Annotated in this window: 25 protein-coding genes, 1 tRNA gene and 1 pseudogene; 5 read left to right on the forward strand and 22 right to left on the reverse strand. The window is 42.9% G+C overall.

Annotation, left to right across the window (positions count from 1 at the left end):
- The 6 genes from DXA20_RS14605 to DXA20_RS14630 form a co-directional block, all read right to left on the reverse strand.
- A partial coding sequence (locus DXA20_RS14605) for a VirD4-like conjugal transfer protein, CD1115 family (protein WP_118561769.1) occupies positions 1-1289 on the reverse strand: 1289 nt, incomplete at its 3' end.
- The gene (locus tag DXA20_RS14610) at positions 1286-1768 is read right to left on the reverse strand and encodes a PcfB family protein (protein ID WP_107572487.1); all 483 of its coding nucleotides are present in this window, start codon (positions 1766-1768) and stop codon (positions 1286-1288) included. The genes DXA20_RS14610 and DXA20_RS14605, both read right to left, overlap by 4 nt.
- Positions 1769-1861: 93 nt before the next feature.
- A complete protein-coding gene (locus tag DXA20_RS14615; protein WP_015529213.1) occupies positions 1862-2080 on the reverse strand; it encodes a DUF5348 domain-containing protein in 219 nt (72 codons plus the stop codon).
- A gap of 24 nt (positions 2081-2104) precedes the next feature.
- Positions 2105-3073, reverse strand: a complete 969-nt coding sequence (locus tag DXA20_RS14620; RefSeq protein WP_015529214.1) for a DUF6017 domain-containing protein — start codon at positions 3071-3073, stop codon at positions 2105-2107.
- A gap of 478 nt (positions 3074-3551) precedes the next feature.
- Positions 3552-3624, reverse strand: a tRNA-Thr gene (locus DXA20_RS14625).
- Positions 3625-3675: 51 nt separating this feature from the next.
- Complete coding sequence (locus DXA20_RS14630) at positions 3676-4617, reverse strand: hypothetical protein (RefSeq protein WP_118561771.1); 942 nt, start codon at positions 4615-4617, stop codon at positions 3676-3678.
- A gap of 191 nt (positions 4618-4808) precedes the next feature.
- On the opposite strand from DXA20_RS14630, the gene DXA20_RS14635 reads away from it, so the two are divergent.
- From DXA20_RS14635 to DXA20_RS14645, 3 genes are read left to right on the forward strand one after another with little or no spacing between them, the layout of a single operon-like run.
- Complete coding sequence (locus tag DXA20_RS14635) at positions 4809-5372, forward strand: hypothetical protein (RefSeq protein ID WP_147403762.1); 564 nt, start codon at positions 4809-4811, stop codon at positions 5370-5372.
- 37 nt (positions 5373-5409) lie between these two features.
- On the forward strand, positions 5410-5889 hold the full coding sequence (locus DXA20_RS14640; protein WP_118561805.1) for a DUF2975 domain-containing protein: 480 nt from the start codon (positions 5410-5412) through the stop codon (positions 5887-5889).
- A gap of 28 nt (positions 5890-5917) precedes the next feature.
- A complete protein-coding gene (locus tag DXA20_RS14645; RefSeq protein ID WP_118561775.1) occupies positions 5918-6142 on the forward strand; it encodes a helix-turn-helix domain-containing protein in 225 nt (74 codons plus the stop codon).
- 218 nt (positions 6143-6360) lie between these two features.
- On the opposite strand, the gene DXA20_RS14650 is transcribed toward DXA20_RS14645, so the two are convergent.
- The 3 genes and pseudogenes from DXA20_RS14650 to DXA20_RS14660 form a co-directional block, all read right to left on the reverse strand.
- Positions 6361-9654: a cellulase family glycosylhydrolase gene (locus DXA20_RS14650; protein ID WP_118561777.1), complete on the reverse strand. Its 3294-nt coding sequence runs from the start codon at positions 9652-9654 to the stop codon at positions 6361-6363.
- A gap of 317 nt (positions 9655-9971) precedes the next feature.
- Positions 9972-11389, reverse strand: a pseudogene (locus DXA20_RS18155) (diguanylate cyclase domain-containing protein).
- A gap of 48 nt (positions 11390-11437) precedes the next feature.
- Positions 11438-11662 carry a hypothetical protein gene (locus DXA20_RS14660; protein WP_022306571.1) on the reverse strand — a complete coding sequence of 75 codons (225 nt, stop codon included), beginning with the start codon at positions 11660-11662 and terminating at the stop codon, positions 11438-11440.
- A gap of 171 nt (positions 11663-11833) precedes the next feature.
- Between DXA20_RS14660 and DXA20_RS14665 the strand changes: the two genes are divergently transcribed.
- Positions 11834-12172 carry a DUF4234 domain-containing protein gene (locus DXA20_RS14665; RefSeq protein ID WP_022306572.1) on the forward strand — a complete coding sequence of 113 codons (339 nt, stop codon included), beginning with the start codon at positions 11834-11836 and terminating at the stop codon, positions 12170-12172.
- A 45-nt stretch (positions 12173-12217) separates the two neighbouring features.
- On the forward strand, positions 12218-12640 hold the full coding sequence (locus DXA20_RS14670; RefSeq protein WP_118561779.1) for a DUF2752 domain-containing protein: 423 nt from the start codon (positions 12218-12220) through the stop codon (positions 12638-12640).
- A 33-nt stretch (positions 12641-12673) separates the two neighbouring features.
- On the opposite strand, the gene DXA20_RS14675 is transcribed toward DXA20_RS14670, so the two are convergent.
- The 13 genes from DXA20_RS14675 to DXA20_RS14730 form a co-directional block, all read right to left on the reverse strand.
- Positions 12674-14173 (reverse strand): hypothetical protein, encoded by a 1500-nt coding sequence (locus DXA20_RS14675; protein WP_118561781.1) that lies wholly within the window; start codon positions 14171-14173, stop codon positions 12674-12676.
- Positions 14163-14819: an RNA polymerase sigma factor gene (locus DXA20_RS14680; RefSeq protein ID WP_118561783.1), complete on the reverse strand. Its 657-nt coding sequence runs from the start codon at positions 14817-14819 to the stop codon at positions 14163-14165. The genes DXA20_RS14675 and DXA20_RS14680 overlap by 11 nt, the downstream gene beginning before the upstream one ends.
- A complete protein-coding gene (locus DXA20_RS14685) occupies positions 14803-15666 on the reverse strand; it encodes a hypothetical protein (RefSeq protein ID WP_118561785.1) in 864 nt (287 codons plus the stop codon). Before DXA20_RS14685 ends, DXA20_RS14680 begins: the two co-directional genes overlap by 17 nt.
- Positions 15663-16199: an RNA polymerase sigma factor gene (locus DXA20_RS14690; RefSeq protein WP_118561787.1), complete on the reverse strand. Its 537-nt coding sequence runs from the start codon at positions 16197-16199 to the stop codon at positions 15663-15665. Before DXA20_RS14690 ends, DXA20_RS14685 begins: the two co-directional genes overlap by 4 nt.
- A gap of 112 nt (positions 16200-16311) precedes the next feature.
- The gene (locus tag DXA20_RS14695) at positions 16312-18000 is read right to left on the reverse strand and encodes a glycoside hydrolase family 2 protein (RefSeq protein WP_118561789.1); all 1689 of its coding nucleotides are present in this window, start codon (positions 17998-18000) and stop codon (positions 16312-16314) included.
- Positions 18001-18104: 104 nt separating this feature from the next.
- Positions 18105-19211 (reverse strand): flagellin lysine-N-methylase, encoded by a 1107-nt coding sequence (gene fliB / locus DXA20_RS14700; protein WP_118561791.1) that lies wholly within the window; start codon positions 19209-19211, stop codon positions 18105-18107.
- A 128-nt stretch (positions 19212-19339) separates the two neighbouring features.
- Positions 19340-19627 (reverse strand): hypothetical protein, encoded by a 288-nt coding sequence (locus DXA20_RS14705; protein WP_118561793.1) that lies wholly within the window; start codon positions 19625-19627, stop codon positions 19340-19342.
- Between the two features lie 42 nt (positions 19628-19669).
- Complete coding sequence (locus tag DXA20_RS14710) at positions 19670-20521, reverse strand: hypothetical protein (protein ID WP_118561795.1); 852 nt, start codon at positions 20519-20521, stop codon at positions 19670-19672.
- A gap of 478 nt (positions 20522-20999) precedes the next feature.
- The gene (locus DXA20_RS14715) at positions 21000-21185 is read right to left on the reverse strand and encodes a hypothetical protein (protein ID WP_118561797.1); all 186 of its coding nucleotides are present in this window, start codon (positions 21183-21185) and stop codon (positions 21000-21002) included.
- Positions 21172-21339 (reverse strand): hypothetical protein, encoded by a 168-nt coding sequence (locus tag DXA20_RS16475; protein WP_199877093.1) that lies wholly within the window; start codon positions 21337-21339, stop codon positions 21172-21174. The genes DXA20_RS14715 and DXA20_RS16475 overlap by 14 nt, the downstream gene beginning before the upstream one ends.
- A gap of 348 nt (positions 21340-21687) precedes the next feature.
- Positions 21688-21966 carry a CRISPR-associated endonuclease Cas2 gene (gene cas2, locus DXA20_RS14720; protein WP_118561799.1) on the reverse strand — a complete coding sequence of 93 codons (279 nt, stop codon included), beginning with the start codon at positions 21964-21966 and terminating at the stop codon, positions 21688-21690.
- Positions 21967-21969: 3 nt separating this feature from the next.
- Positions 21970-22962 (reverse strand): type I-B CRISPR-associated endonuclease Cas1b, encoded by a 993-nt coding sequence (gene cas1b / locus DXA20_RS14725; RefSeq protein WP_118561801.1) that lies wholly within the window; start codon positions 22960-22962, stop codon positions 21970-21972.
- Between the two features lie 14 nt (positions 22963-22976).
- The gene (locus tag DXA20_RS14730; RefSeq protein ID WP_118561803.1) at positions 22977-23471 is read right to left on the reverse strand and encodes a CRISPR-associated protein Cas4; all 495 of its coding nucleotides are present in this window, start codon (positions 23469-23471) and stop codon (positions 22977-22979) included.
- Positions 23472-23717 lie beyond the last annotated feature (246 nt).

Genomic DNA, 23717 nt, shown 5'->3' on the forward strand with positions numbered 1-23717 from the left:
CGGCTTCGTATGGTGGCTATGAGCTTTTCAAACTTCGGTATCTGCCCGATATTTGCAAATTCGTCTAACAGACAGCGCACATGGACGGGCAGCCTGCCGCCGTATTCATTATCTGCCTTGTCGCAAAGGAGATTGAAAAGCTGTGTGTAAAGGATTGATACCACAAAGTTAAAAGTATCGTCGGTGTCGCTGATAATGACAAACAGAGCGGTCTTACGGTCGCCTATGGTGTCAAGCTCCATTTCATCAGTTTCCATAAGGTCGCGCAGTTCCTTAATGTCAAAAGGGGAAAGCCGCGCACCGCAGGAAATGAGGATAGAGCTTCGTGTCTTTCCCGCAGATAACAGGAATTTCTTATACTGCCGGACGGCAAAGTGTTCCGGGTCTTTTTCCTCCAACCGTTCAAACATAAGGTCAACGGGGGACTGAAATTCCGGGTCGTCCTCGCGGGCTTCCGACGCATTTATCATTTCAAGCAGCGTCGTGAAGTTCTTTTCTTCCTCCGGGGCTTCGTACCAAATGTAGCCGATAAGGGCGCAGTAAAAGAGCCGTTCCGATTTTACCCAAAAATCCTCCCCGGCTTTTTCCCCGTCCCCTTTGGTGTTGGCAATCAAGGTATTTACCAGTTTCAAAATGTCTTTTTCGCTGCGGAGATAGGCAAAGGGATTGTATTTCATGCTTTTTTTGAAGTTAATCGTGTTCAGCACTTTTATCCGGTAGCCGCCCCGCTGTAAGAGCTTCCCGCACTCGACTAAAACCGTTCCTTTCGGGTCGGTTACAACGTAGCTGCTGTGCATTTGCATTAAGTTGGGCTTCACGAAAAATCTCGTCTTTCCGCTGCCGCTTCCCCCGATAACAAGGATATTTTTATTCCTTGCATACTTCGGCTGCTTCGGGCGGCTGTTCATGGTAAGCCGTTCCGTCTGCGTCAGCAGCACGTTATTCTGAAATACCGGGTCGGTGTAGGGCTTAATATCTTCGGCAGTCCCCCAACGGGCAGAGCCGTATTCGATACCTTTCCGGTATTTCTTCGCGTTCTTGCCTTTGAAGTACACCATAAGCCGGATAAGGACAGCCCCCGCAATACCGATAAGCAAATCCATAGGGGCAAAACTCGGAAGCGGGTTTGCAAAAGCCATAGAAAATCCCTCCCCAAGCGACAACACCTTGCCGGACAGGTCAGCCCCCGGCGAAAGGCGTACCGCCTGCCCGACTTTATCAAAAAGATACACAAAGAACAGATAGGGAATGTTGGGAAGCAGCAGTTTTTTCCAGTTGATAGCGTTCATCTTGCAATCCCCCTGTCTTTGTTTTTTACTTTGTCCCGCTGTGTGTTCAGAGCCGCCGCCTTTTCTTTGAGGGAAACAATCAGCTTTCGGATAGGGGGCTTTTGTTCCTGCGTCAGTTTCTTTGCGGAAAACTCCTTGAAAGCTGCGGTCAGTGCGTCCGCGTCCCGTCCCTTGAAAAACACAAGATAGCGGGGCGGGGTTTCGGTGCTGTCTTTCTTTAGGGCAAAGTCAATCCCGTATTTTTTCGCCGTACTCTCAAAGGCTTTGATATTGTCCTTTGTGATTTCAATGTTGGAAACGCCCGCGTTCTGCTTCATAAGCTGCTTTAGGGTCTGCTTTCCATGCGGGATTTTCTGTCTGTCATGCTGCTTTTTCATCTGTGCAAGCAGGGCTTTCATAGCCTTTTGGAGCTGCTGCGCCGTCAGCTTCCCGGTCTTGATGTAAAGGGCTATGGTCTTTTCGTTGGTTTCCTCCTGCAATGGGTGTCCTCCTTTCGTGTTCTATGGTGGTATGCCCGCCGCCGGGAAGCGGGGCGGGCATGAAAAAAGAGCGTCCGCTTTCACGCCGCCCTGTTAAATCCGTACCCGCAGCCCGGAAAGGTCTGCCGCCCGAATACCTACAAGATACCAGTTGTCCCCGTACTCCATACGGGTAGGCTTCCATTTGCCCCGCACAAAGACCTCCATGCAGTCGCCGCAATGCAAACCCCCGTAATAGTCGTTTACGTCAAAGCGAATGTCGTAGCGGTCAGCGGTTTCATCAAAAATCAAAGCTCCTGTTCTCTGTGTCATCATAAAATCCTCCTTTAGATTGGTTTACAGGCTTTCGCCCTCGTTGCAGGTGTAATCGGGTATGCCCTTGCTTCTTGCCGACTGGATAGTGCGCCCGCCGTACATATCGTGAGATACAAGGGACGTGTAATAGCTGCCAATCGTAGACGGGGCATTGAAAAGGGCAGCTTTCATGTACTGCTTGATGTTGCGGATTTTGGTGGTGTTTTCCTGCATACAGTCCAGTACAAAGCGGATATGTTCGCTGTTCAGTTTCATAAATTTTGCTTTTACAAGCTCTGCCGGGTGGTCGTCCCCGGCGATACGGATTGTTCTTCGTTTGGTGCAGACGGTTTCAAGAATAAGGGCAAGGATTTCCTCTATCCTGTCCCGGTCAAGGTATCTGTCCTGTATCAGATAGTCGTACTCGATATTGTCCTTGATGATTTCCTCATACACGCGATATGCGTCTGTCGTTTCCTTTCGCTTCCGTTCCGGCGGCTGTGCCGCGTCCTCTAAGGGAAAGGGATTTAGGGAATGGAAAGGAATGGAATGGGTACTTAATATATCTGTATTTAATTTTTCTTTTGTTGGTAAGTTAGTCTTTAATAGTTCTTTATTTAATTGCGTTGGATTTTCCAACGTAGGTTTTTCCAACATAGGCTTTTCCAATGTTGGATTATCCAATGTTGGTTTTTCCAATGTAGGTAAATCCAACTTAGGCGGCTGCTCATAGATAACATACGTTGTACCGCGTAAGCATCCTTTCTCATCACGTTCCCTTGAACGCTGTATATATCCGGCATTTTCCAGTTCCCGTACTGCTTCCCGGATAGCGTCAATCTTTTCCCGGTTGATAAGGGACAGTCCTGCAAGGGTGTAGTCCCAATCTTCGGGAAGTGAGAGCATTTGCGACAACAAGCCCTTTGCCTTTAAGGAAAGCTCCTTGTTGCGTAAATGGTGGTTGCTCATAACGGTATAACCTTTGTTCTTTTCCACGCGGAAAACTGCCATAGCTTCGTCACTCCTTTTCGTTGGATTTGTTACGCAGTAGAAACGCGGTTTTGAGGGAAAAGGTATCAACCCTTGTCTTTCTCATTTCCACGCTCTAAGAGCCGCATAAATCAAGGCTTTGTTTGCCCTTACTGCGTAACACGAGGGCATAAAAAAAGCAGCGTTCCTGTTCTCCTGTGTAGGAGTGAGAAACGCCGCCTTATAGGTGGTGCTTATTTTATTTTTTCTTTTCGACGTGCCGCGTAAGGTGGTGCAGCGGTCTATCCGGCAGTCTGCAGGTGCTTTTTGCATATCAAGGCTCAATTCGTTAAAAGTAGTAAATGAGTAGTAAAATCAATCTGCAAACCTGCGAATATGCCTGCAAATCAAGCATTTTTCAAGACAATCAACTAATTTATAATAAAAAAGAACAAAACCTCAGAAGTTTCCTATAATGTAAGAAAAAACGCTGTGCAAATGCACAGCGCCCCGTATGTTAAGCTGATAACGGGAATCGAACCCGTGACCTCCGCCTTACCAAGGCGACGCTCTACCGACTGAGCCATATCAGCAATCAACATGCGATATTATATAATACTTTCACCCAAAATGCAAGCATTTTTTTATTCTTCTTCCATAAATTTCAGGTACAGTTTCCGCAGGATAAACGCTGCCAGCAGCACCGCCACAACAACGACTCCGCCCACGATGTACTTCTTGTAGTCCTTCTTCTCGGTAAATGCAGTCAATGGCGAATCAACGATCTTCTTATCCGACTCTGATTCCACATACTCCTTCCCCAGATCCTTTTTGATGTACTTGATCGCCTTTTTCTTTATCTTACCCTTTTTCATGACTGCAAGATTCTCCATAATGACCTTCTTTTTCTGATCATAGGAAAGCTTTTTAAAGCTTTGATCCCGATCCTGTGCCACCATGTCATCATCCGTCGCCAGCCACTCCCCGGTATTGCGACTGTCGCGGAGCGTCTCCTTCCCCTCCGCCGTCTCGCCATACACATACTCCCTGTTCCGATAGAAGATCATGTCCGCAGGCGTCTTGCTGTTAATCTGCAGAAAATGGTCGGATTCATCATAGCTGAAGTATATCTTTCCGCTATAATCGTCCAGCTGCAGACGGAATTTGCAGAAATCCTTTCCGTTGCGGGTAACAAGGAAATAATACTCAGATACGCCTTTCTGTGAATACCAGGTATTATAAATGTAAAACGGCCGGCAGATCCGAAGCACGTCATCATCCTTCACCTTCTTCATCAGTTCACCAAGCTTATTATCTTCCTTGGAAACCTTCTTGGTGTAACTGACATAATCGTCCTCGCGGAGCTGTGCATATTTATTATATTTCTTTACCGCCTTATCCACATGCTTCCGAAATAGCGGCTTCACATTCTTCAAAATGTAGGACGGCATCTCCTTCCCATAAATACCATTAAAATCTGTCTCAAGCGTGTACGCTTCTGCCTGCTTTGCCCCGGCAGCAATGCTTCCGAATACCGCCAAAATCCCCATGCATAAAAGTAATGCTGACTTTTTGATTCTCCCCATAGTCATCCCCCTCTCTTTTCCTAAATATACCATGGGGATTTATCTGTTTTCTACCCTATTTATTTAAGTTATTTTCTATAATTATTACTTTATCGTATTACAATAAATTTTTGTTGACATTTTTATCAATCAATGTTATAACAGTTTTATCGTAATACGATAAATCATTATGTGCTTATTCAATTTGGCCAATGAACGCACAACTGGGGGAGATAACGATTCAACAATCAAATATATTTAAAAACTCAGGCAGCCTGAAGCTTTCTGCATTCATCGTCGTTCTGGCATTGTTGATGATCGGCTGCATGTTCCGGAGCAGAAACAGTAATATTCATTCTCACTTTCCGCCCGGAAAGAATGCACTGTGTTTCCAGGATACCGGACAGTATCCTGACATTGTCAGCTATGATTACAAGGGACGCGTCTATGTTCCATACGGAAGAAGAAAAACAGGCTGTGGGAAACCATGCGTTGGCGAGATCGAACAGTGTATTGGTTATGCTGAAAACTCTGACGTGTCATCCGGGAAACAAATAAAAGAAACAGACAATGTGGATAGCGGTGTGTATCTTTATACATTAAAAGGGGACGATGCTCACTGCTATCTACTGGAATATATGGAGACCGGGCTGATGGATGAACCAACCTATTTAAGAGCTGTTGATACGAAAAAGCAGGACTTGAAACAGCTCGATCCAACAGAATATATAGAGCCCGACGATGCATATGAAACAGCAGGAATCTGGAAACATTAAAATATTATAATTCATGACAGGAAAGGATTTGATCAATATGGAACAGAAAACATTGGCAAGATGGCTTAAAATAATCATTATCGGCACAAGCTTGTGCGGCATAGTAGTCGGCGCATTTCTTCTGCCGGAAATCGGAAAAGAAATAACAGCTGCACACAGGGAATTTTCTTCCTGGCTGATTCCATGGCTTATATTTCTGTGGCTGACTCTGATTCCCTGCTATGCTGCACTGGTGATCAGCTGGCAGATTGCTGACCGAATCGGCAGGAACCGCTCCTTTACCATTGAAAATGCCGTAGGGCTTGGCCGGATTTCAAAGCTGGCAGTCGCTGATACCGCTTTCTTTTTCATCGGAAATATAGTATTGTGGTTATGCGGCTGGAATCATCCGGGTATTGTACTCGGGTCGTTGCTAATCTGCTTTGTTGGAATTGTAATCGCTGTAGCGATGGCAGTATTGTCACATCACACAAGGAAAGCCGCCGCACTGCAGGAAGAAAATGATCTGACGATCTGATCACTACTATGAAAGGACACACGTTATTATGGAAGAATTATTACCGGGAAAGATTATATTTAATATTGATGTGATGCTGGCAAAACGTAAAATGAGTGTCACAGAATTAGCAGATAAAGTGGGGATCACGATCGCCAATATGTCCATCTTAAAAAACGGAAAAGCCAAAGCGATAAAGGTATCAACCCTGATCAAGATCTGCCATGCGCTGGACTGCCAGCCCGGCGATATATTGGCATACCAAGAAGAGTAATTTGATTTAATTTCATAGCATTACTTTATACATATATTGTATTCTCACTCCTTGCTTTGTACCCATGCTATTTTGTTGCGTGGGATTCATTGCATAAATTCTTTACATTATTCCAACTTAACACCGAATTGTTTAGCAATCAATTTTCATTTTCCATATAAAAAAGATGCCGCACGATTGTGCGGCACCCCTTTTATATGGTTATCCGATATATTCCATTATTTGAATTTCTTATATCCGCTCTTCTTCAGAAGCTTCACATTTGCTTTGCGAACCTTTGCGGAAGCGCCCTTAACCTTAATCTTCTTCTTGCATCCCTTGAAGGACTTCTTAGCGACCTTCTTCAGTTTTGCTTTCACCGTCAGAGTCTTTAACTTCTTACAGTTTGCAAATGCTGCAGATGGGATGGTCTTAATGTTCTTATTCAGGGTGATCGCCGTTGCCTTAGATCCCTTGAATGCCTTAGCGCCGATCGCTGTTACCTTGTAACCTGCTGTCTGCTTCTTGATTGTTGCAGGTACATTAAGCTTCTTAGCCTTAGCACCCTTCTTAGTCAGGCCAACTACCTTTACGGTACCCTTAGCTACTGTTGTAGCTGCCTTTGTTACCTTGTACTTGTAGTTACCGGAAGTAAATGTAGCATTTACCTTAGGTCCAACGATAGATGGAGCACTTGTAACAGCTGCCGGTGTTGTTGTCTTTGCTGCAGGTGCAGAAGCAGATGGTACTGCTGATGGCACGTTTGAAGGTGAAGCTGAAGGTACCTGTGTTGGAGCAGCCGGAGACTCAGCTGGTTTCGCATTCGGATCGATCTGCTTTCCTGTCTGCGGATCGATATAAGTACCATTTGCAACATCCTTCAGAAGCTGATCAAGACCGGATACGGTAAACTCGATTGAAACGCTCTGGCTTGGAAGTTCAAGTTCCTCATTAGCACTTGCATCATCTAATGGATGACTTCCCTCATCAGCCCACTTATCAATTGCCATGAATGTATAGTAATCATTCTTGTTTTCCTCAGTCTTCGGTGGGAGTACAGAATCCTTCAATACTTCCTTACCGTCAAGCTTGATTGATTTTGCTGTAACTGTAACGCCCGGATATGTCTTCCATGCAATATCTGTAGCAACACCTAACATGTTAAATGCATTTGCTGCTGAAAGATCAATTCCATCAATTGATACGGTGTAATCACCGTCCTTGTCAAAGTATACATCCTGTACCTTTGTCGTATCAGCAGCCTCATTACCGGCTGCCCTAATATACTCAAATGCATGTGCATCCTTAGCCAGCTTCTTCTGTGGCTTAAATGCATCACGATAATCCCAGGAAGCTGTCTGATACATCAGGTATGCATGTGCACCCTTCTTCTCCCAGAGAGACTTATCGATGTACTTACCATAAGAAATCTCAGGAGTATCATCATTCAGAGCCTTACCTGTCTCAGGATCGATGTAAGAACCATCTGCAATATCCTGAAGCACTTTATCCAGTCCAGTAACTGTAAATGTAAATTCAATACTCTTAGATGCTACCGGAAGCTTCTCTGCATCATTCAGTTCATTCAGCGGGAAGAACTCCCCATCCTTTGCATATGCGTTAACAGCCATGAAGGTGTAATACTTGTTATCTTCCTTTACAGTCAGATCAAATGGAGCATCTGTTACTTCCTTGCCATCTACCTTCATGGTAGCATTGGTAATCTTGATTCCTGACTCTTTGTAGGTCTTGTAATCGATATCTGTAGCAATACCAAGCATCCTGTAATTGTTTGCTGCACTCAGATCAACACCGTCAAGAGAGATTGTATACTCGCCGTCCTTTGTGATCTGAACATCCGTTACCTTTGTATTTTCCTTTGTTACCTCATTTCCACCGGCCTGAATATACTGATAAGATCCCTCATCCTTGCCAAGGCTTCTCAAAGGCTTGTATGCGTTACGATAATCCCATGTTGGTGTCTGATAGGTAATATATGCATGAAGTCCTTTTGTTTTCCAGAGTGTCTTATCTACATAATCACCAAAGTGAACATCACTGTCATCGCCATTCGATGGTACACCACCTGAGATCTTTGTCATGGTAGCATCACCGTCAGCCTGGTTGATCGTGTTATAGAAATCAGCGATATCCTTGTAGATCTGCTTGCACTCAACACGGTCGAAGTACTGGCTTGTCTCCCAGAGGCAAGGAACTGCACTGATCTGCTGTGCTGCTGTAAAGGTATCGTTATACCACTGTGTTACACTGGCATCAACACCAGCCGGGTTACATACGGCACACTCACCGATAATGATGCCATAACCGTTATCAGAGAACTTCTCCTTCATCTGATTGAAGTACTCATATGTTGCCTTCTGGTCACCAACAGTATATGTACCTGTACCACCGTCACCACAGAAATCCCATGGAGTATAGTAATGAACAGAGATGAACAGCTTGTCCTTACCGTTCTCAGCAATATCGGTCGGCATCTTGTATCTGTCATCTACTGTCTTGGAGATATCAGTATCATATCCCGGAATCAGGAGATGTCTGTATGTGTTGTTGCCGCCTGTGCTGCGGACAATGTCAACAAACTTCTGGTTGATCTTATTGGTCATCTCATATAACTCGTCTGTCTTTAAGTTACCACCTAAGGTTACGATATCCTTACCTGAATTGTCCGGCTTTGCATATCCCTTTGCAGGACCATTCAGACAGATTGCATCGTTCAGACGGGTTCCGAGCTCCTCGTTAGCACCCTCGAAGATCAGGTGGTCAGAGTAATCTTTGAAACGCTCAGAGATCTGTGTCCAGTAGCTCTCATAACGAGTCCATGCTGCTGCACGTGTCTCCTCGTCAGCTACCTTGTTGCCATCTGCATCTTTCTTGCAGGCACCAAACTGCCCCCACCACTGGTTATCCCAGTGATCATTGACGATAACATACATCCCCTCGTTCAAAGCGTAGTTTACGATCTCCTCGATACGTCCAAGGAACTCCTCTCTCAGAGTATATGTACCATCATCGATATCTGCATTAGACCATGCTACCGGAATACGAACGGTATTGATACCATATGAATGTAATGCGTCAAAATACTCCTGTGTGGTTACAGGCTGTTTCCACATGGTCTCGCCATCTGTTGGTGTAGCATCCTTCTTCTGGTCAACCGGGATAACTGCCTCCATGGTATTACCAAGGTTTACCCCGGCACCCATCTCGTTCTCGGCGAGCCACTTTGAAGATAATTCCTTACGAACAGTTCCGTTATCCTTAACCGTCATCTTTGTGCCGGTACCCTGGATCGTTACCTCTCTGCTCTCTCCTTCTGTAATGTTAGATGCTTTCTCCGGAAGCTTCTCACGAAGTGTGATCTGATCCGGTGTCAGCACCTCTGTAAATACGGTTTTGTCATCCTCTGCTGCTTCTGCGGTTTTTGTTCCGATTCCACCAACACTGAAGCTGGTAACAACCATGGAAAAACTCAGACAAGCAGCTAAAAGTCCTTTAAGATTTTTCTTTCTCAAGTCTTTTCCTCCTCTTTCTTGATATTCTCATTGTGAAGATTCATGATCTCTCCTTCCGAGATCGTTTGCTATAGCATACGTATATATTGTACACAAATATCCGGCAACATTCAAGGAATTTGTTGTTGATAATCACCATGAAAAATAGAGCAAAAATATAGTAAAAATTCAATCTTTCACAAAAAATACCCTTAAAATACAAAAAAAGCAGGTGAATACATCACCGCAAAATTTTCATTATCTGCGGCGGTATGTAACCGCTCTGCTCTTTGTCACGGCAGCACCCGAATTGATGCCTGCCATGCTTCTATTCCCTTCTATTTGTAAAAAACAATACTGCTTCCGACGATCTTTTTGCTTTGATACATAGCACTGTCCGCCTGACGATATAGCCGCTCAAAATCCAGATCATCCTTCCTGTGGAAGGAAGCGCCCATACTCACATGGATCACTCTGCCGCCAAGCTCCGGAATACGGATATCCTGCATCCGCCCGATCACTTCATCCGCAAGCTGCTGTCCATGTACATCATCCAACATCCCCGGAATGTACATGGCAAACTCGTCTCCACCAAGCCGCAAAAGTGTGTCTTTTTCGCCGCAGATCCCCTGCAGTGTTTTCGCCACGGCATGATCACCTCATCCCCGACTGCATGTCCGTATGTGTCATTGATTGATTTAAATTTATCACAGTCAAGGATCACAAACATGCCCGGAATATTCTGTGCGATCGTTTCTTTAATCTTGCGCTCTCCACTGCCGCGGTTGCGGATCCCTGTCATCAGATCCATCTCTGAAAGATACAGGAGACGGTTTTCTCTGCGCTTTTCCTCATCAATCACCTCAACTGCATACAGCACATGCAGTAAGTGTCCGTCCTCATCCTCATCCACCTTGATAAAACGTTCCCTGCACCATCCAGATACATTTCCAAGGTATTCATGGGCGATCGTGCATTTACCGCACATCCGATCCTCTAAGGTGGAAATGTCCGTAAATTTCCGAACGCTCTGTGCATACTTCTCATTGGCAAGCACTTCCATCACATTTCTGATCTGTACGGCAAAATCATCACCGCCCTCCGCACTGATCTGCTGCTCGATATGCGGTGTTGTCTTGATCATCTGAAATCTGCCGCTCTGCACATTGACCAGATGCATTGACAGATATATCTGCGCCAGTGCGGAATAGCTGTTCAGGCTCGCTTCCTGATTGGACTTATCAAAGGAATTGCGCAGCTTGAGAAGCGACACCAGAAACGTTCCGATCATGTCCAGAAAAAGGGACAGTTCTTCCATATCGGTATCTCTCGGATTGTCCACGCCGAAAAATCCGCTGATCTGACCATGATAACGAAGCGCACTCACTGCAACACATTCTATCTTCTGCGGTGCCAGCGTCTGATAAGTCATAGGATATTGTTCCTTGATATCCTCCACATTACGAATGATCACATTCTCATCCCGGTCAAAGGTATCATACCACCATCCGATGATATCCATATCGACATCCTGAAGAACATCAATCTGGGGAACAATCCCCTCCTTGCACCACTCATAGGTATTATTGGTCGCATGAGTGTGCAGATCATCCTCAAAAATATAGATCCGGTCAGAACCAATATGATTACCAAGGAATCGGATAAACTCCTGAATCTGCTCGTCCGGATTATCATGCTCCATCGCCGAACGCATCGCCTTATTGATGATCAGTTCACATCTTATCTCTGTTTTCATAATAATCTTGTATCCTTTCTCCCTGAAATACCCCTTTTATCTTCCTGACTATTTCTTTAACGTTCCCTCTGCGAGATCTCTCTCCGTCAGATAACCGGTCGAAAAAGCCGCATTGCATTCTGCTATCTCCTTCGTTCCATTAATATAATCGGCATAAAGGTCCCACAGATCCATGCCTCCGTCCGCTTCAAGTCCATCGTCATCCGGAAGCCATTCACGGATCAGTGCGATCCGTTCTTCCTTTGTTGTATCCCTGATCAATATTGATTTCATAGCCATGATCCTCTCTGCAAAATAAGTCGATTTAAATACATATTATTTCACCCTGCCTATAATGTCAACCATTCACGCTGCTTGACATATACTATATATAAACTTATAATGAAGTTGATTATACTCTCATTTTCATGAGAGCATCATCAATACCAAAGGAGGATTTGAAAAATGCAGCAAAGAAGTATTCCGATGTACATCATTCTGTCCATCGTGACCTGCGGACTGTTCGGTCTGTACTGGTTTATCGTTCTGACAGACGAGACCAACGAGGTGACCGGTCAGACACAGCTTGCCAGTGGTCCTATGGCTCTCATCCTTACCATTATCACCTGTAACATTTACGGTTGGTACTGGGCTTACAAGATGGGCGAGAAGGTTGATATGATCAAGGCACAGAATGGTCAGTCATCCAGCAATTCCGGTATCCTGTTTATTATCCTGCAGGCACTTGGTCTTGGCATCGTCAACTATGCACTTGCGCAGGATGCCTTAAACCATACCGCATAATGCTGTTACACTTTATGGAATGACAGAAGTAAAAGGATCTTTAAAATGAAAAAAGAACGAATCCGGAGATTATTGATACGCGACAGTATTGTGGTTGCAATTCTTGCCGTTTACGGCTCGATCGTCAGCCTGACTCATTGGAGTATTCCATGTATCGTTTATCAGCTCACCGGATTACAATGTCCGGGATGTGGGATATCCCGGATGCTTCTTGCAATACTGCACGGGGATTTCCGTGCAGCATTTTCTTTTCATCCGTTTCTGTTTGCAACATGGCCTTTCATCGCTTATCTGATTCTTCGCATGGATCATCGCTACGTGAACGGTTACGGAATGACACTAAAAAAACCAGACACAATTCTTGCCTGCTTTTATATGATCGGACTGGTCATTTTCACAATATGGAGAATCTGTCCGCGATTTTATAAGCGGTATGCGATTATCCCCGAAAAACACCTCATCATATAAGAAGCCGGTCTGCGATTTCAGACCAGCTTTTCTTTAACGAATCCGATACTGACAGATCATACTTTCCTGTCCGTTTTTCCGGTCAGACTCTATCGCAAAGGTATCTTCGGTGAGCCAATGCACGGAAGACTCCTCAGACTGCGTCAGATTCTTTCGTTCCAGCAAGTATAATTTCCGTTCCGGCACATCAAGAATCCCAAGCTTTCGGATTCCATTCTCCGAGAAACGCGCCGACAAAAGAAGCTTGTCGCCGGACACATTGATCAACACAGATTCCGTATTCAGATCAGCATCCATGCCTTCCAGTTTTATCCGTTCCCCGGTCAGCTCATCCACCAGATATGTTGTTCCATTCTTCGTGAAAAGATCATACCGCCCGCCAGTAAATGCCACCCTGTCGACTTCGTTCGTCTCGTCATCCTCTTCCCCGATCACGACATGATGAAACAGCTCTTTCTTTTCTGCCGACTGCAGATCAAAACGATAGCAATCGTAGCATTCCTCTTCTGTCCCCTCTGATGCCGTTCCGATGATCATAGTATTTCCCAGGGCACGGACAAACCGGATATCCTTTTGCTTCGTCAGTTCTTCCAAAGACATCGCTTTCTTCTGCACAGTATCAAACCTGTAATACTTTGCCGTTTTCTGCGCCTTTCCCACAAGCGCGCAGTAATACCGGTCCGATATTTTCTCCCAGTTTGTTATCACGGGATAATTGCACAGGCGTTTTCCATCGATCCGGATATTGCGGAAAATATCGTTAAGCTTTGCGGTACTAATATCCTGTATGTCCCCGTCACACCGCAACGGATACTCATACGTCCCCTCGTCAGACTCCTTCGACAGAGTAAGCCAGAAACCACCGGTATCATCAACGGATAATAAAAACCGTTTCTGTCGAATCTTTCGTTCCTCCCGGTCACCACGATACAGATCATAAATATTTCTCACATACTGTTTCCCCTGATAAGAAATAACGTTGGCATTTGCGAAGCCCTTTTGTCCCTGCCAGCAAATCGTTCCCTTAAAGGAATGGATATTCCGGATCGACACACATGCATTATTCTGAACGGAAAAATATGTCTCCTTCCCCCGATCTGTGGAAACATAAATATCCTCATACGGTTCGACCGGCTTCTTTGCCGTCACATACTGTACCTCCAGAATATCATCGATATTCTTGACCGGCGAAACGTTGATCACAGCTTCAGAAGAATTCGTCGTCCCGGACGCTGCCGGCATATGCTGTTCCCGGATCTCTTCCCTGCCGTTTAACCGCACAATGGAAATAACCCACTGACGGAACTGTGCATTAACCTGATACGCTGTAGAAAGGGCAAGTGCCACCAGAATTACCGCAGCGGCTACCCGGTGCCATGCTGCCGGCTTCGTTTTTCTTCCCGTATTGACTCGCACTATTTTCCCACAATCTCTTTCTAAGACACCATCAATACAGGAATCCGTTTCCGCCAGACATTCCTCGATAAACCGGTCGTCAATCTCCCCATAGGCACGCAGTAATTTATCGGTCATCGCCATAGCCTCCCTTCCTCAGATGCGCTCTCAGCTTCCGATTCTCCCTTCTAAGGATCGACTTGACCGAGTTGATATTCATATTCATATCCGCCGCAATCTGAACAACAGAGTCCATGAAGAAATATCTCCTGACCAGGATCCTTCTCTGTTTCACCGGCAATTGTTCCAAGAAAACATTGATCTGTTCCGTCAGTTCCCCCAGCTCGATCCCCTCCGTCAGATTTGGCGTATCAGAAAACGTTTCTTCCAGTTCCTCAAAGGAAATCGTCTGCTGCCGGCTTCGTTTTCCTGCCAGATTGTAGTCCAGCCGGTCCATCGCGATATTCCTTGTAATCTTACAGAGAAATGCCCGGAAATAAGACGGACGTTCCTCCGGAATGCGGTTCCATACCGCAAGATAAGTATCCTGCACACATTCCTCCGCGTCCTCTCTGGAATGGAGAATACGATCCGCAATATGGCTGCATAATTTGTCGTATTTCTTTTTCGTTTCCCGGATCGCTTCCTGCGAGCGCGACCAGTACAGTTCAATAATATCCGTATCTTCCATGCAGTTTCTCCTTTCGCCGTCCATCCCATAAGTAGGAATATACGGCGAAAAAGTTTCACTTCCCCTCATCATATCCTTAAAAATGATAAGCATCTACCCATTCCTTCATAAGTGTTTCCTGCCTTTTCTGCAGCTTCGCAGTACGAGCTTCATCCTCCCCGTCATCCTGCGCCACCATATACAAGGAATAGGTGACTCCGTCTCTGGTAAGATATGCGTTTTTCTTATAAAACATATATTTCCCGGTTCTGGAGCTGCTGTCCACGACCAGCCACTCGTCTCCGTCTGCGGATTTTAATTTTGTCTGTTGATATTCCACATTGCCGTCCTCAGAAACGCCTGTCTGACCAGCATCTAAATGGGAGCCCTTAAAAAATATCTCCTCCCACTGCTGCAATCGGATATGATCGATCTCATATTTATGCTCGAGCATCACCTGATCCATCGTCACATCACGTTCTCCCCTCACGCTCGCATACAATGACACCGATATCTCGGACGGCCTATAATTCCAGTCTGCCGTCACCAGCTTATCATACCCAATAAAATCAACCGCCTTCTTATCTGAGTCAAAAGCCTTCTGACAATAGCCCGGCATTTCATCGGTATACGCAAAGTCCATATTTTTGTTCTGTTCAATGATCGTTTCCTTCATGCTGTCAAGCTGACCATGAAGCTCGTTAAAGTCGATCTGCTGCTTATTCCACTTCACAGTATATCCGGAACCACTGTCGCCGGAGTGCTTCTCGCTCATAAATATCCCAAGCTTCTGCGCCGCATATACGGCTGTTCCCATCGCTAACAGGACCACCAGAATGACCGCTGCTGCCTTAAGCGGGAAATACGCCTTTTTCTTTCGGGAAGAACACTCTGACCAGGATTGTGTCAGAAAACGGTCATCAATGCCGGAAAGATATTCCAATCGATTTACTTCCTTCATATACGATATCTCCCTTCTAAATAATTCTTAAGTCTCTTTCTCATACGAAACAGACTGCTTTTGATCCTGCTCGCCCCATAACCGGTCTGCCCGCACAATTCCTCGATCGATTCTCCGAACCAATAACGATGCACAAACAGATAACGGTCCTGAGCCCGCTCCTGTTCCAGAAATTCATTGATCAGCTCCGTCAACAAGCTTTCCTGTTCCACCTTATCCGGAATAATGTTTTGAAGCTCTTTCGACAATTCCACAACCTCAGCTTTACGTTTCTGCCGCTCCATACTTCTGATCTTATTGAGCGCCTTATTTCTGCATATTCTGGCGCTGTACGCAAATAAATTGTCCGGCCTGTTCGGCGGAATACTGTCCCATACGGCAAGCAGCACATCATTCATGCATTCCTCCGCATCCTGTGCAGAAACAAAATGAGCTGCCAGCATTTTCAGCTTCGCCGCATACTGATCCTGAAGTGCCTTTACACCATCCTCTTCCCGGTTCCATAGCATTGCTATGATCTGCTTTTCATCCATAGAATACTCTCCCTTCTACTTATGAAGACACTTTTTCTGACCTGCAGGTTGCGTTTATTAAAATTTAAAAGTGAAATTTGAAATTTTTATTCTTCATCTCCTCCAACAGTCTCTACTCTTCATAATAATTGGTGTATTGTTCAAAAATCTCCTTTACTCTTCCATATGCCGTTTTCGGACGACGATATTCATCCACAACCCCCTTATTATTCATTTCTCTCGGACGACCTGCAAACCATTCACTGCTCACCCGCACATCACAAAACTGCCAAATATAAACACCCATGCTTTCTGAAAACTTCAAGCATTCTGACACCTGTTCAGACAGCGCATCTGCCTGATATTCCTCTGTCCATTTTCCGTGATAAGCATTACGACAGCCATACAAGCCTCCTGCTCCGATCTCGGAAACAATAAAAGGCTTACCCTTTCCATTTCCGTCCTCGACGATCCAGTCATATACCTCATTTAAATAATCGCGAACCGGCTTGTCCACATACCATCTTGGATATAGATTGCAGGAAATAACATCCGGCAGATCAAAGCAGATATCACCGAAAAATTTGCAGCTCGCAAATGTACATGGTCTGCTGTCATCCATTTCACGTATCAACCGGAACTGCTTCTCATAACAGGAACGCCCAAACAATGTTTCGCTCGCACATTCATTTAAAATTCCCCAAATAAAAATACATGGATGATTGTAATGATAAAATATCATTTCCCGGATAACCTGTTCCGCCTGCTCCTCAAACAATGGATGTTTCATCCTATCTTCTTCCAGGCCGCGTGCATGATTTTCTTCCCAGACCAGAATGCCAAGCTCATCACACAGATCTAAAAATATTTCATCGTTCGGATAATGTGCCGTCCGGATGGAATTTGCTCCCATCTGCCGTATTAGAACCAGATCATTATATATTGTCTGATACGGCAGCGCACATCCATAATCCGGATGATCCTCATGACGGCATATTCCCTTGATCCGAAGTCTTTTCCCATTCAGCAAAACGTATTTACCCTGAACACATATCTCACGAAATCCAAAGCGTTCAATCAGATCATCGATCACTTCATCCTCTCGCAGCATTTGCAATTCCACCTGATACAGCACCGGCGTCTCCGGACTCCACTCCTCAATCCCATCGATCTTCAAATCGGTACAAAATTCATAATGTTTTTTAGCAGTATCTGTAAGTTTCCATTCAAAAGCAGTATCTTTTATTTTTCCTTGAATGGTAATATCCTCCTCGTCGTTCTGTCCGACTTTCAGTACATTGACTGCTGCCTTAACCTGAACATGCCATTGTCTATTTTCGCGATATGCTTTCACATGAACATATTCCAAATACAGATCACTGAGTTCTTCTACGACAACACCTCTTGATATTCCGCCGTAAGACATATAATCGTTCGGAACATGAAGCGCACTGTCTTTATGAAAACGATTATCCGCCTTGATCTCCAGCATATGTCTGCCCGGTTCCAAATCACTGACAACGACGGAAAACGGCGTATAGGCATTGTAATGATGTCCGATCTCATGTCCGTCCAAATAAACCGTTGCAGTATGGCTCACACCTTTACACTCGATCCGTACATTTCCCTGTGCCTGAAAAGTTTTACGATAAATCCCCTCTCCTCTGTAATCTGCAAAAAGCGGATGGTTCTCCCAGCAGCCAGGCACAGCAACCGGAAACTTCTGTCCTGCATAGTTTCCGGCACATGGTTCAAATTCCCATAAACTTTCGGTTAATTCCATTTGCTTTCTCACATAATGTGTCTTAAATGTCCGAATCATTTGATTCAATGCCTCCCTTCTTTAAAGCAAGTTCTAATCATAAATAATTTTATTATCCTCATAATAGTTCATATTATCTCCGGTCTCATCAACCACAAGTCCTCTTACACCAGCAGCGAATAATATTCCCACGGCCAGATGACATCATCAAAACAGTTTTCCATATATTCCCAAATATCATCATCCGCATATCCCATCATCCGAAAGATCACACATACACTTTCCCGCAGCTCCCCATAGGAAAGCATGCCTTTTCGCTGCTGCAAAAACAAAACCTGCAGTAACACCGCATACTCCATTGCCATCCATTCTAACTTCACAAGAATATCCAGAACCTGCTCCGTTCCCGGCGTGATCAGTGCCGATGATATCTCCTCCGCAAACAGATTTCGAAGATGCTTCTCAAAAGGTTGAATCTTCTGCCGAAAATCATCCCATTCCTTCGTCTGCCTGTTATCTAATTGCTCTGCCGCATCCGCAAGCGGCAGCAAAAAATCCGTATATATATTTTTTCTGCGGTATATCTCAGAAACATCCAGAAAGAGCAGATTATATTCTTCCATTCGATTGCTTGTCATTTCGTCATTATCGCCGATCGCATCCTGAATCGCCTTAAGATCTGTCGCATTCTTATAAACTTGGAACTTCTCCTCCAGGCTTCCATTCTCTTCCAGTTCATTCAGATCCTTTACGATCAGAAAACAGATTTCCAAAGCAGTATTTAACTTGAGTCCCTTTGTAGTTACAATTTCCAACAGCCAGTCCCTGATTTCAAATAATATCGGATTAATCTCCGTAATTTCCCCACATGCCGTTTTGCTTTCTTCCCGTTCCTGAAACCAAAAAGATTCCTGCTGCCACAGCAGATCCAACACTGCCGGACAGCCCGGTGTCAGCGCACGCTCAATCCTTCCGTTGTATATGTGCTCCTCTCTCGGAAAAGTCTGACAGGTGTGCGAAATCGCCTGATCTCCATCCCTTATGACAATTTTACATAATTTCTCATCATTCAGAAACGGACACATCCCATCCTGTCCAAGTGCAATAACATATCCGTCCTCCCCCTGCTTCACATGGCTTTTCCATTCCTCGTCCCATCGAAAAAATGTCCCATCATCTACTGCAATACGCCACTGCATGCAGCAGGTCATGGGACATTTCGATGCAGTACATTGAAATTGTTCATAATAATCCGGTTGATATAATTTCATAGTAATCTCATATTCCTTTCTCAACCCTAATCTTTCTTCGCACTCTGCTATGAAGATACCTGTTTAAAAGCAAAAAATCTGCGCAGATCATTTGCTTTCATCCAAAAGAAAATTACCTGTGTAAAATACTACAGACCTTCGTTGTAAATCTTCGTAATTGCCGCCTGTGCTTCCTCCATCTCATGCTTCTTCCGAAAACGCTCACGATCCTCCAGAATTGCAAGCATTTCATCAACCACCATTTCCACGCTCGGATTCGTCATCCGATACAGATACCCCAGCATCCGCGTCGCAGTATAATCGGTGTTCATATATTTGTATGCAATCTCACGACATAATTCCTCCGGAAAATTCTTGTCCATCAGTGCCCGATACACCTCCGCACTGCGCGAGGAATTTTTATTACTTCTATCCATCAAATCGTCCTCTCTTTAGAATCGTATATTTCTACTTTGTAATTATTTTCTGATCACTTCTTTCCCAGCATCGTTAGTAATAATAATTTGTTCATCGTCTTTCCACTGAACAGAATTAACGGAATTTAATTTCACTCTCTGTGTTTTTACCTTTATGTATTTATCTCCTCTTTTCGCCAAAAGCACGACATGAAACTTCTGCGTCTCACCATCCTTCAAATACTTTCCAACAACGATCGCAATGTCACCATTTGTATGATTCACAGCAATATTTGTAATCCGTTCCTTCTTCTCGGTTTGATACAGAAGCTTATCTTCCGAATTAAGAAGTTTATGGTTCCCTGAATCACCAGATGTCGCTTCCACATACGCAAGAGAATCCAGCGTATCGCCAAAGGCATAGCTCGAACAATATTTTTCCAGAAGAAGCTCCTGCGTAGATGCATCGTAAACACTCATACAGCCCATAAACGGACTCACATGAGAAAAAGCAACTATCATCTTGTCATCAAGCCACTCCAGAGACATAATTCCCGTTGCCAGATGCGGTTCAACCGTAATCGTTTGGGTCTTGTCTGTCGCCCGATCCTGAATATATAAAAGCTGACTGTCGTCTTCGCAGACATACGCATTATAGCTTTTCTGTGTAGACACTGCAGACAAGACAGTTTGTGATGCGGATGCATCTTTTACTTTGTTATTCACTGATGTCACTGCCCGGTTGCCAGTTTCATCATTGACAAAGGTTTGTTTAGAAATCCGCTTGTCCTGATGAATCTCTGTCTGCTTTATTCCGGACGCGCCGGTTATATTTGTATTCTTAGTTGTAACCAGAGTTATGGCTGCGAGAATAACGCAGATACCGGTCACGGTGTAAAGCTTGGTCTTTTTCATTTGGATCTCCTTTAATGATGTTAGCTTATTTTTAAACTATAAATCAAATAATGTGTTGTATTACACTGCTTTTACTCACAAGAGGTTATTTAATGTTTTCATATCTTCCAGACTTAACTTACCTTGCGCGTGCATATCTTCCAACGGACCATTTCGAAAACAATAATGTACGACAAATCTTGCAAATAAGTCCACATCAACATTTTCGAAAAAAAGTTCCTTCATTTCTCTATTTCAAGCATCAAGTAATCCTACTATAGCACAATCTGTTAAAAATAAATAGAGATATTCTCATATCAATCCTTTCAAATTTCTCAACCATCCTTTGATATCTATTTTGATTACTCTAATATATGTCACCCTAAAGTTTCAAATCCCAGAATCAAATTCTTTACTATTTCAAAAATCCCCATACCAGGCAAAAGCTTAGCCCGGTATGGGAACCCATTATTCTAATATTATATTACAAGCGTAAGCTCTAATAAATCGTCATATCCAATTTTCTAAAAATATCTGCATCTTGCTCTAGTGAGATTATCTTGCTGTAAATTTCTAATTCAAAGTTATCAGCGACTCTTTTACCAAAATTCGATTCTATACTTTCAGTAATATCTACAATATCATAGATTGCTTCCCAGGTAACGATAACCTTACGCTCTTTCATTTCGTCTTGCAGTCCTCAATTTTGTAATCATCTCAAAAGCTTCATCAACTGGTAATTCTCTTTTTTCTTCCATATCATCAATACCACGATCTAATAAACGAAATATATCTCTTTCTTCATTTGTTCCCTGTGGTTTCATTACTGAAATATCCATAATAAACACCTCCCTGTCATCTTTATAATTTAATCACTCTTATGTTCGTTAATATATAGTTTATCATATCTCACAAAAATATACCATACATGCTTTTAGACTTATAAAATCTCTAAGATAAAATTGTCTATTTTCTCTCTCCTTGACCGCTAACATGCCATTTCACTTAGTGAACGTTTACTTATTCACACAATTGTGCTATTTGACATAGTTTCATTCAACAACGGAACGATCCCTTCTTAATGTATTTCATGCTTAGACCGATTGCCCTAACAAATTCAATCTGACGCCTAAGCTGATGCGGTTTAAACGACAATATTACAACAATCCAATTATTTTCCTTCGTAATCACAGCATGAAATCTGTCATGTCATCTTCCTTCCCCCAAAAGTCTTTCTCCATCCATCTTTCCTGTCTACTTTTAAAAATGATAACCGAATCTACGCTTTTATCAATATAAGGTTTCAGTTCATTTTGCAATTTCATTAATTGGACTTTAGAAATTTCCCCCTCAAAGACCGAATTTTGTATATGAGATAAATACTTTTTACATGTTTTAAAAATATTTCTCCACCTTTTTGTTCCTTTGTCCTTGATACTGATATCATATACTAAAACTACATACATTTTTTACCACCATATTTTGAACCCTTCATATTCTTTTTCACCAATTATGTGTTTGATCAGTTTGTATAACTCTAAACGAATTAAATATTGATAAGACACCTGTCGCCCCAGTTCCTTATGCTTAATTGTCTTCTTTAACGAGTTTTCCAGTTCTCTTGCTATCAGCTTCGATGCATCCTTTTTTAAGTGTAAAAAATTCAATTCTTTCGTAAAACTTTCTTCCGTAATCTGATTTCTGTTTAATAATGAAAATATCAAACGATCACCAATCAACGGCTTAAATATTTCAGATACATCCAGACACAAAGAATATCTTCTTACACCTGGTTCGTGCAAATAACTAATTGTCGGATTTAACTGTGTATGATAAACCTCACTTAATATTTTTGCATAAATCAATGAGTTCACATAAGATATCAGTGAATTTATCATGTTATCCGGCGGATGCATAACTCTCTTTTTAAAATCTATTTCCTGATTCACGATTACGTTCCATGCTGCATAATATTGTTGTCTTATATTCCCTTCAACTCCCATAAGTTCATTTATCGTGTTTGTTTTTGTAATCTGTCGTCTTAAGCCTTCTATTTCCTCCATCCATTGTGAAACATCTTTTCCTCTTCCATTGTAATATCTCAAATTTCTATAAATATTAAAAGATGCCGCATCAATAAATTTTTGTGCAATTTCCAATCTTTTCTCTCCATTTTTATACACTTCTACCTGGTTGACTAACAGTTGTCCGGCAAGCAGAGATTCTCTTGGATAATAACTTCCTGTATAAAAATTATAGTAATTGAAAAAATGAATCGGAATTCCATATTGCGAAATATAATTTAAAAATGTTGTATTAAACGTCATTTCTGACATCACATAAATATCCGAAATACGCTCAATTGGAATATCTCTCTTTGCCCCTTCATTTGGGCAAAATTGTAGTGTATTATCTTTTCTTTTAATGTCACCACTGTTATATATGTAAAAACTCTGTTTCATAACTTCTCCCTTCTCTATATCAAACACAGATCACAATATGCACATTTGGAACATAATTTTGTTCTCTTCATCATGGGCGGTTTCTCTTGTTTTTTTATACTAATAATTTCCTGAATTACATTTTTTATTTTGATTTCGTCATCTTCCGACAGCTCAACGATTACATTTTGTTTCAATAAGGGATAATCAATTTTTGCCTTTAACCCCTTCACTCCATGTTCTTTTAAATAGTACAAATAATACTTCACCTGCCATATTCCTGCCTGTTCTATTGATTTGCTCTTCTTAATTTCATGCAGTTCCTGATGATCTTTGATAAAATCAATATTAATTTCACCATTTATTTGAATATGTTTTTCACTTCGTTCATAGCTTGACTCATCTAGAAGTTTTCCTATCTGTACATCCTCATTTTCTGATTCCATATTAATCTCATGGCAAAAATACCATAATTTGCGTCTGCATACAAAATAGTAATAAATCATAACACCTGTTATTCTTTCTTCCATAGTAATTCAATGCTCCTTTCTCAAACGGCAAACTTAGAGCTATATACACATTTTTCCACAATAAACTATATTCTTTTTAAATACATTATTCGTTATTATCACTTTTATATTTAGTAGCAACAACATCTCCTTATTAGTATAATGGCTCAGTTGTCAAGACAAAAATTTGATATTTTTATAATGAACTGATATGTTGACGGTTGCATGGGAGAATACAATGCAGTATTTCCCAGAATTTTATATTAT

Origin of the sequence: Roseburia sp. AM59-24XD (assembly GCF_003478445.1) — a bacterium.
GTDB lineage: Bacteria > Bacillota > Clostridia > Lachnospirales > Lachnospiraceae > Jutongia.

Bases quoted from the DNA above. Each gene is read 5' to 3' on its own strand.
- cas2 (WP_118561799.1), bottom strand. From the start codon at position 21,966: ATGTATGTAGTTTTAGTATATGATATCAGTATCAAGGACAAAGGAACA.
- cas1b (WP_118561801.1), bottom strand. From the start codon at position 22,962: ATGAAACAGAGTTTTTACATATATAACAGTGGTGACATTAAAAGAAAA.
- DXA20_RS14695 (WP_118561789.1), bottom strand. From the start codon at position 18,000: ATGATTCGGACATTTAAGACACATTATGTGAGAAAGCAAATGGAATTA.
- DXA20_RS14675 (WP_118561781.1), bottom strand. From the start codon at position 14,173: ATGACCGATAAATTACTGCGTGCCTATGGGGAGATTGACGACCGGTTT.
- DXA20_RS14685 (WP_118561785.1), bottom strand. From the start codon at position 15,666: ATGAAGGAAGTAAATCGATTGGAATATCTTTCCGGCATTGATGACCGT.
- DXA20_RS14690 (WP_118561787.1), bottom strand. From the start codon at position 16,199: ATGGATGAAAAGCAGATCATAGCAATGCTATGGAACCGGGAAGAGGAT.
- DXA20_RS14680 (WP_118561783.1), bottom strand. From the start codon at position 14,819: ATGCTTATCATTTTTAAGGATATGATGAGGGGAAGTGAAACTTTTTCG.
- DXA20_RS14615 (WP_015529213.1), bottom strand. From the start codon at position 2,080: ATGACACAGAGAACAGGAGCTTTGATTTTTGATGAAACCGCTGACCGC.
- DXA20_RS14705 (WP_118561793.1), bottom strand. From the start codon at position 19,627: ATGGATAGAAGTAATAAAAATTCCTCGCGCAGTGCGGAGGTGTATCGG.
- DXA20_RS14710 (WP_118561795.1), bottom strand. From the start codon at position 20,521: ATGAAAAAGACCAAGCTTTACACCGTGACCGGTATCTGCGTTATTCTC.
- fliB (WP_118561791.1), bottom strand. From the start codon at position 19,211: ATGAAATTATATCAACCGGATTATTATGAACAATTTCAATGTACTGCA.
- DXA20_RS14660 (WP_022306571.1), bottom strand. From the start codon at position 11,662: ATGAAATCAATATTGATCAGGGATACAACAAAGGAAGAACGGATCGCA.
- DXA20_RS14620 (WP_015529214.1), bottom strand. From the start codon at position 3,073: ATGGCAGTTTTCCGCGTGGAAAAGAACAAAGGTTATACCGTTATGAGC.
- DXA20_RS14715 (WP_118561797.1), bottom strand. From the start codon at position 21,185: ATGAAAGAGCGTAAGGTTATCGTTACCTGGGAAGCAATCTATGATATT.
- DXA20_RS14730 (WP_118561803.1), bottom strand. From the start codon at position 23,471: ATGGAAGAAAGAATAACAGGTGTTATGATTTATTACTATTTTGTATGC.
- DXA20_RS14665 (WP_022306572.1), top strand. From the start codon at position 11,834: ATGCAGCAAAGAAGTATTCCGATGTACATCATTCTGTCCATCGTGACC.
- DXA20_RS14645 (WP_118561775.1), top strand. From the start codon at position 5,918: ATGGAAGAATTATTACCGGGAAAGATTATATTTAATATTGATGTGATG.
- DXA20_RS14635 (WP_147403762.1), top strand. From the start codon at position 4,809: ATGAACGCACAACTGGGGGAGATAACGATTCAACAATCAAATATATTT.
- DXA20_RS14670 (WP_118561779.1), top strand. From the start codon at position 12,218: ATGAAAAAAGAACGAATCCGGAGATTATTGATACGCGACAGTATTGTG.
- DXA20_RS14630 (WP_118561771.1), bottom strand. From the start codon at position 4,617: ATGGGGAGAATCAAAAAGTCAGCATTACTTTTATGCATGGGGATTTTG.
- DXA20_RS14640 (WP_118561805.1), top strand. From the start codon at position 5,410: ATGGAACAGAAAACATTGGCAAGATGGCTTAAAATAATCATTATCGGC.
- DXA20_RS16475 (WP_199877093.1), bottom strand. From the start codon at position 21,339: ATGGATATTTCAGTAATGAAACCACAGGGAACAAATGAAGAAAGAGAT.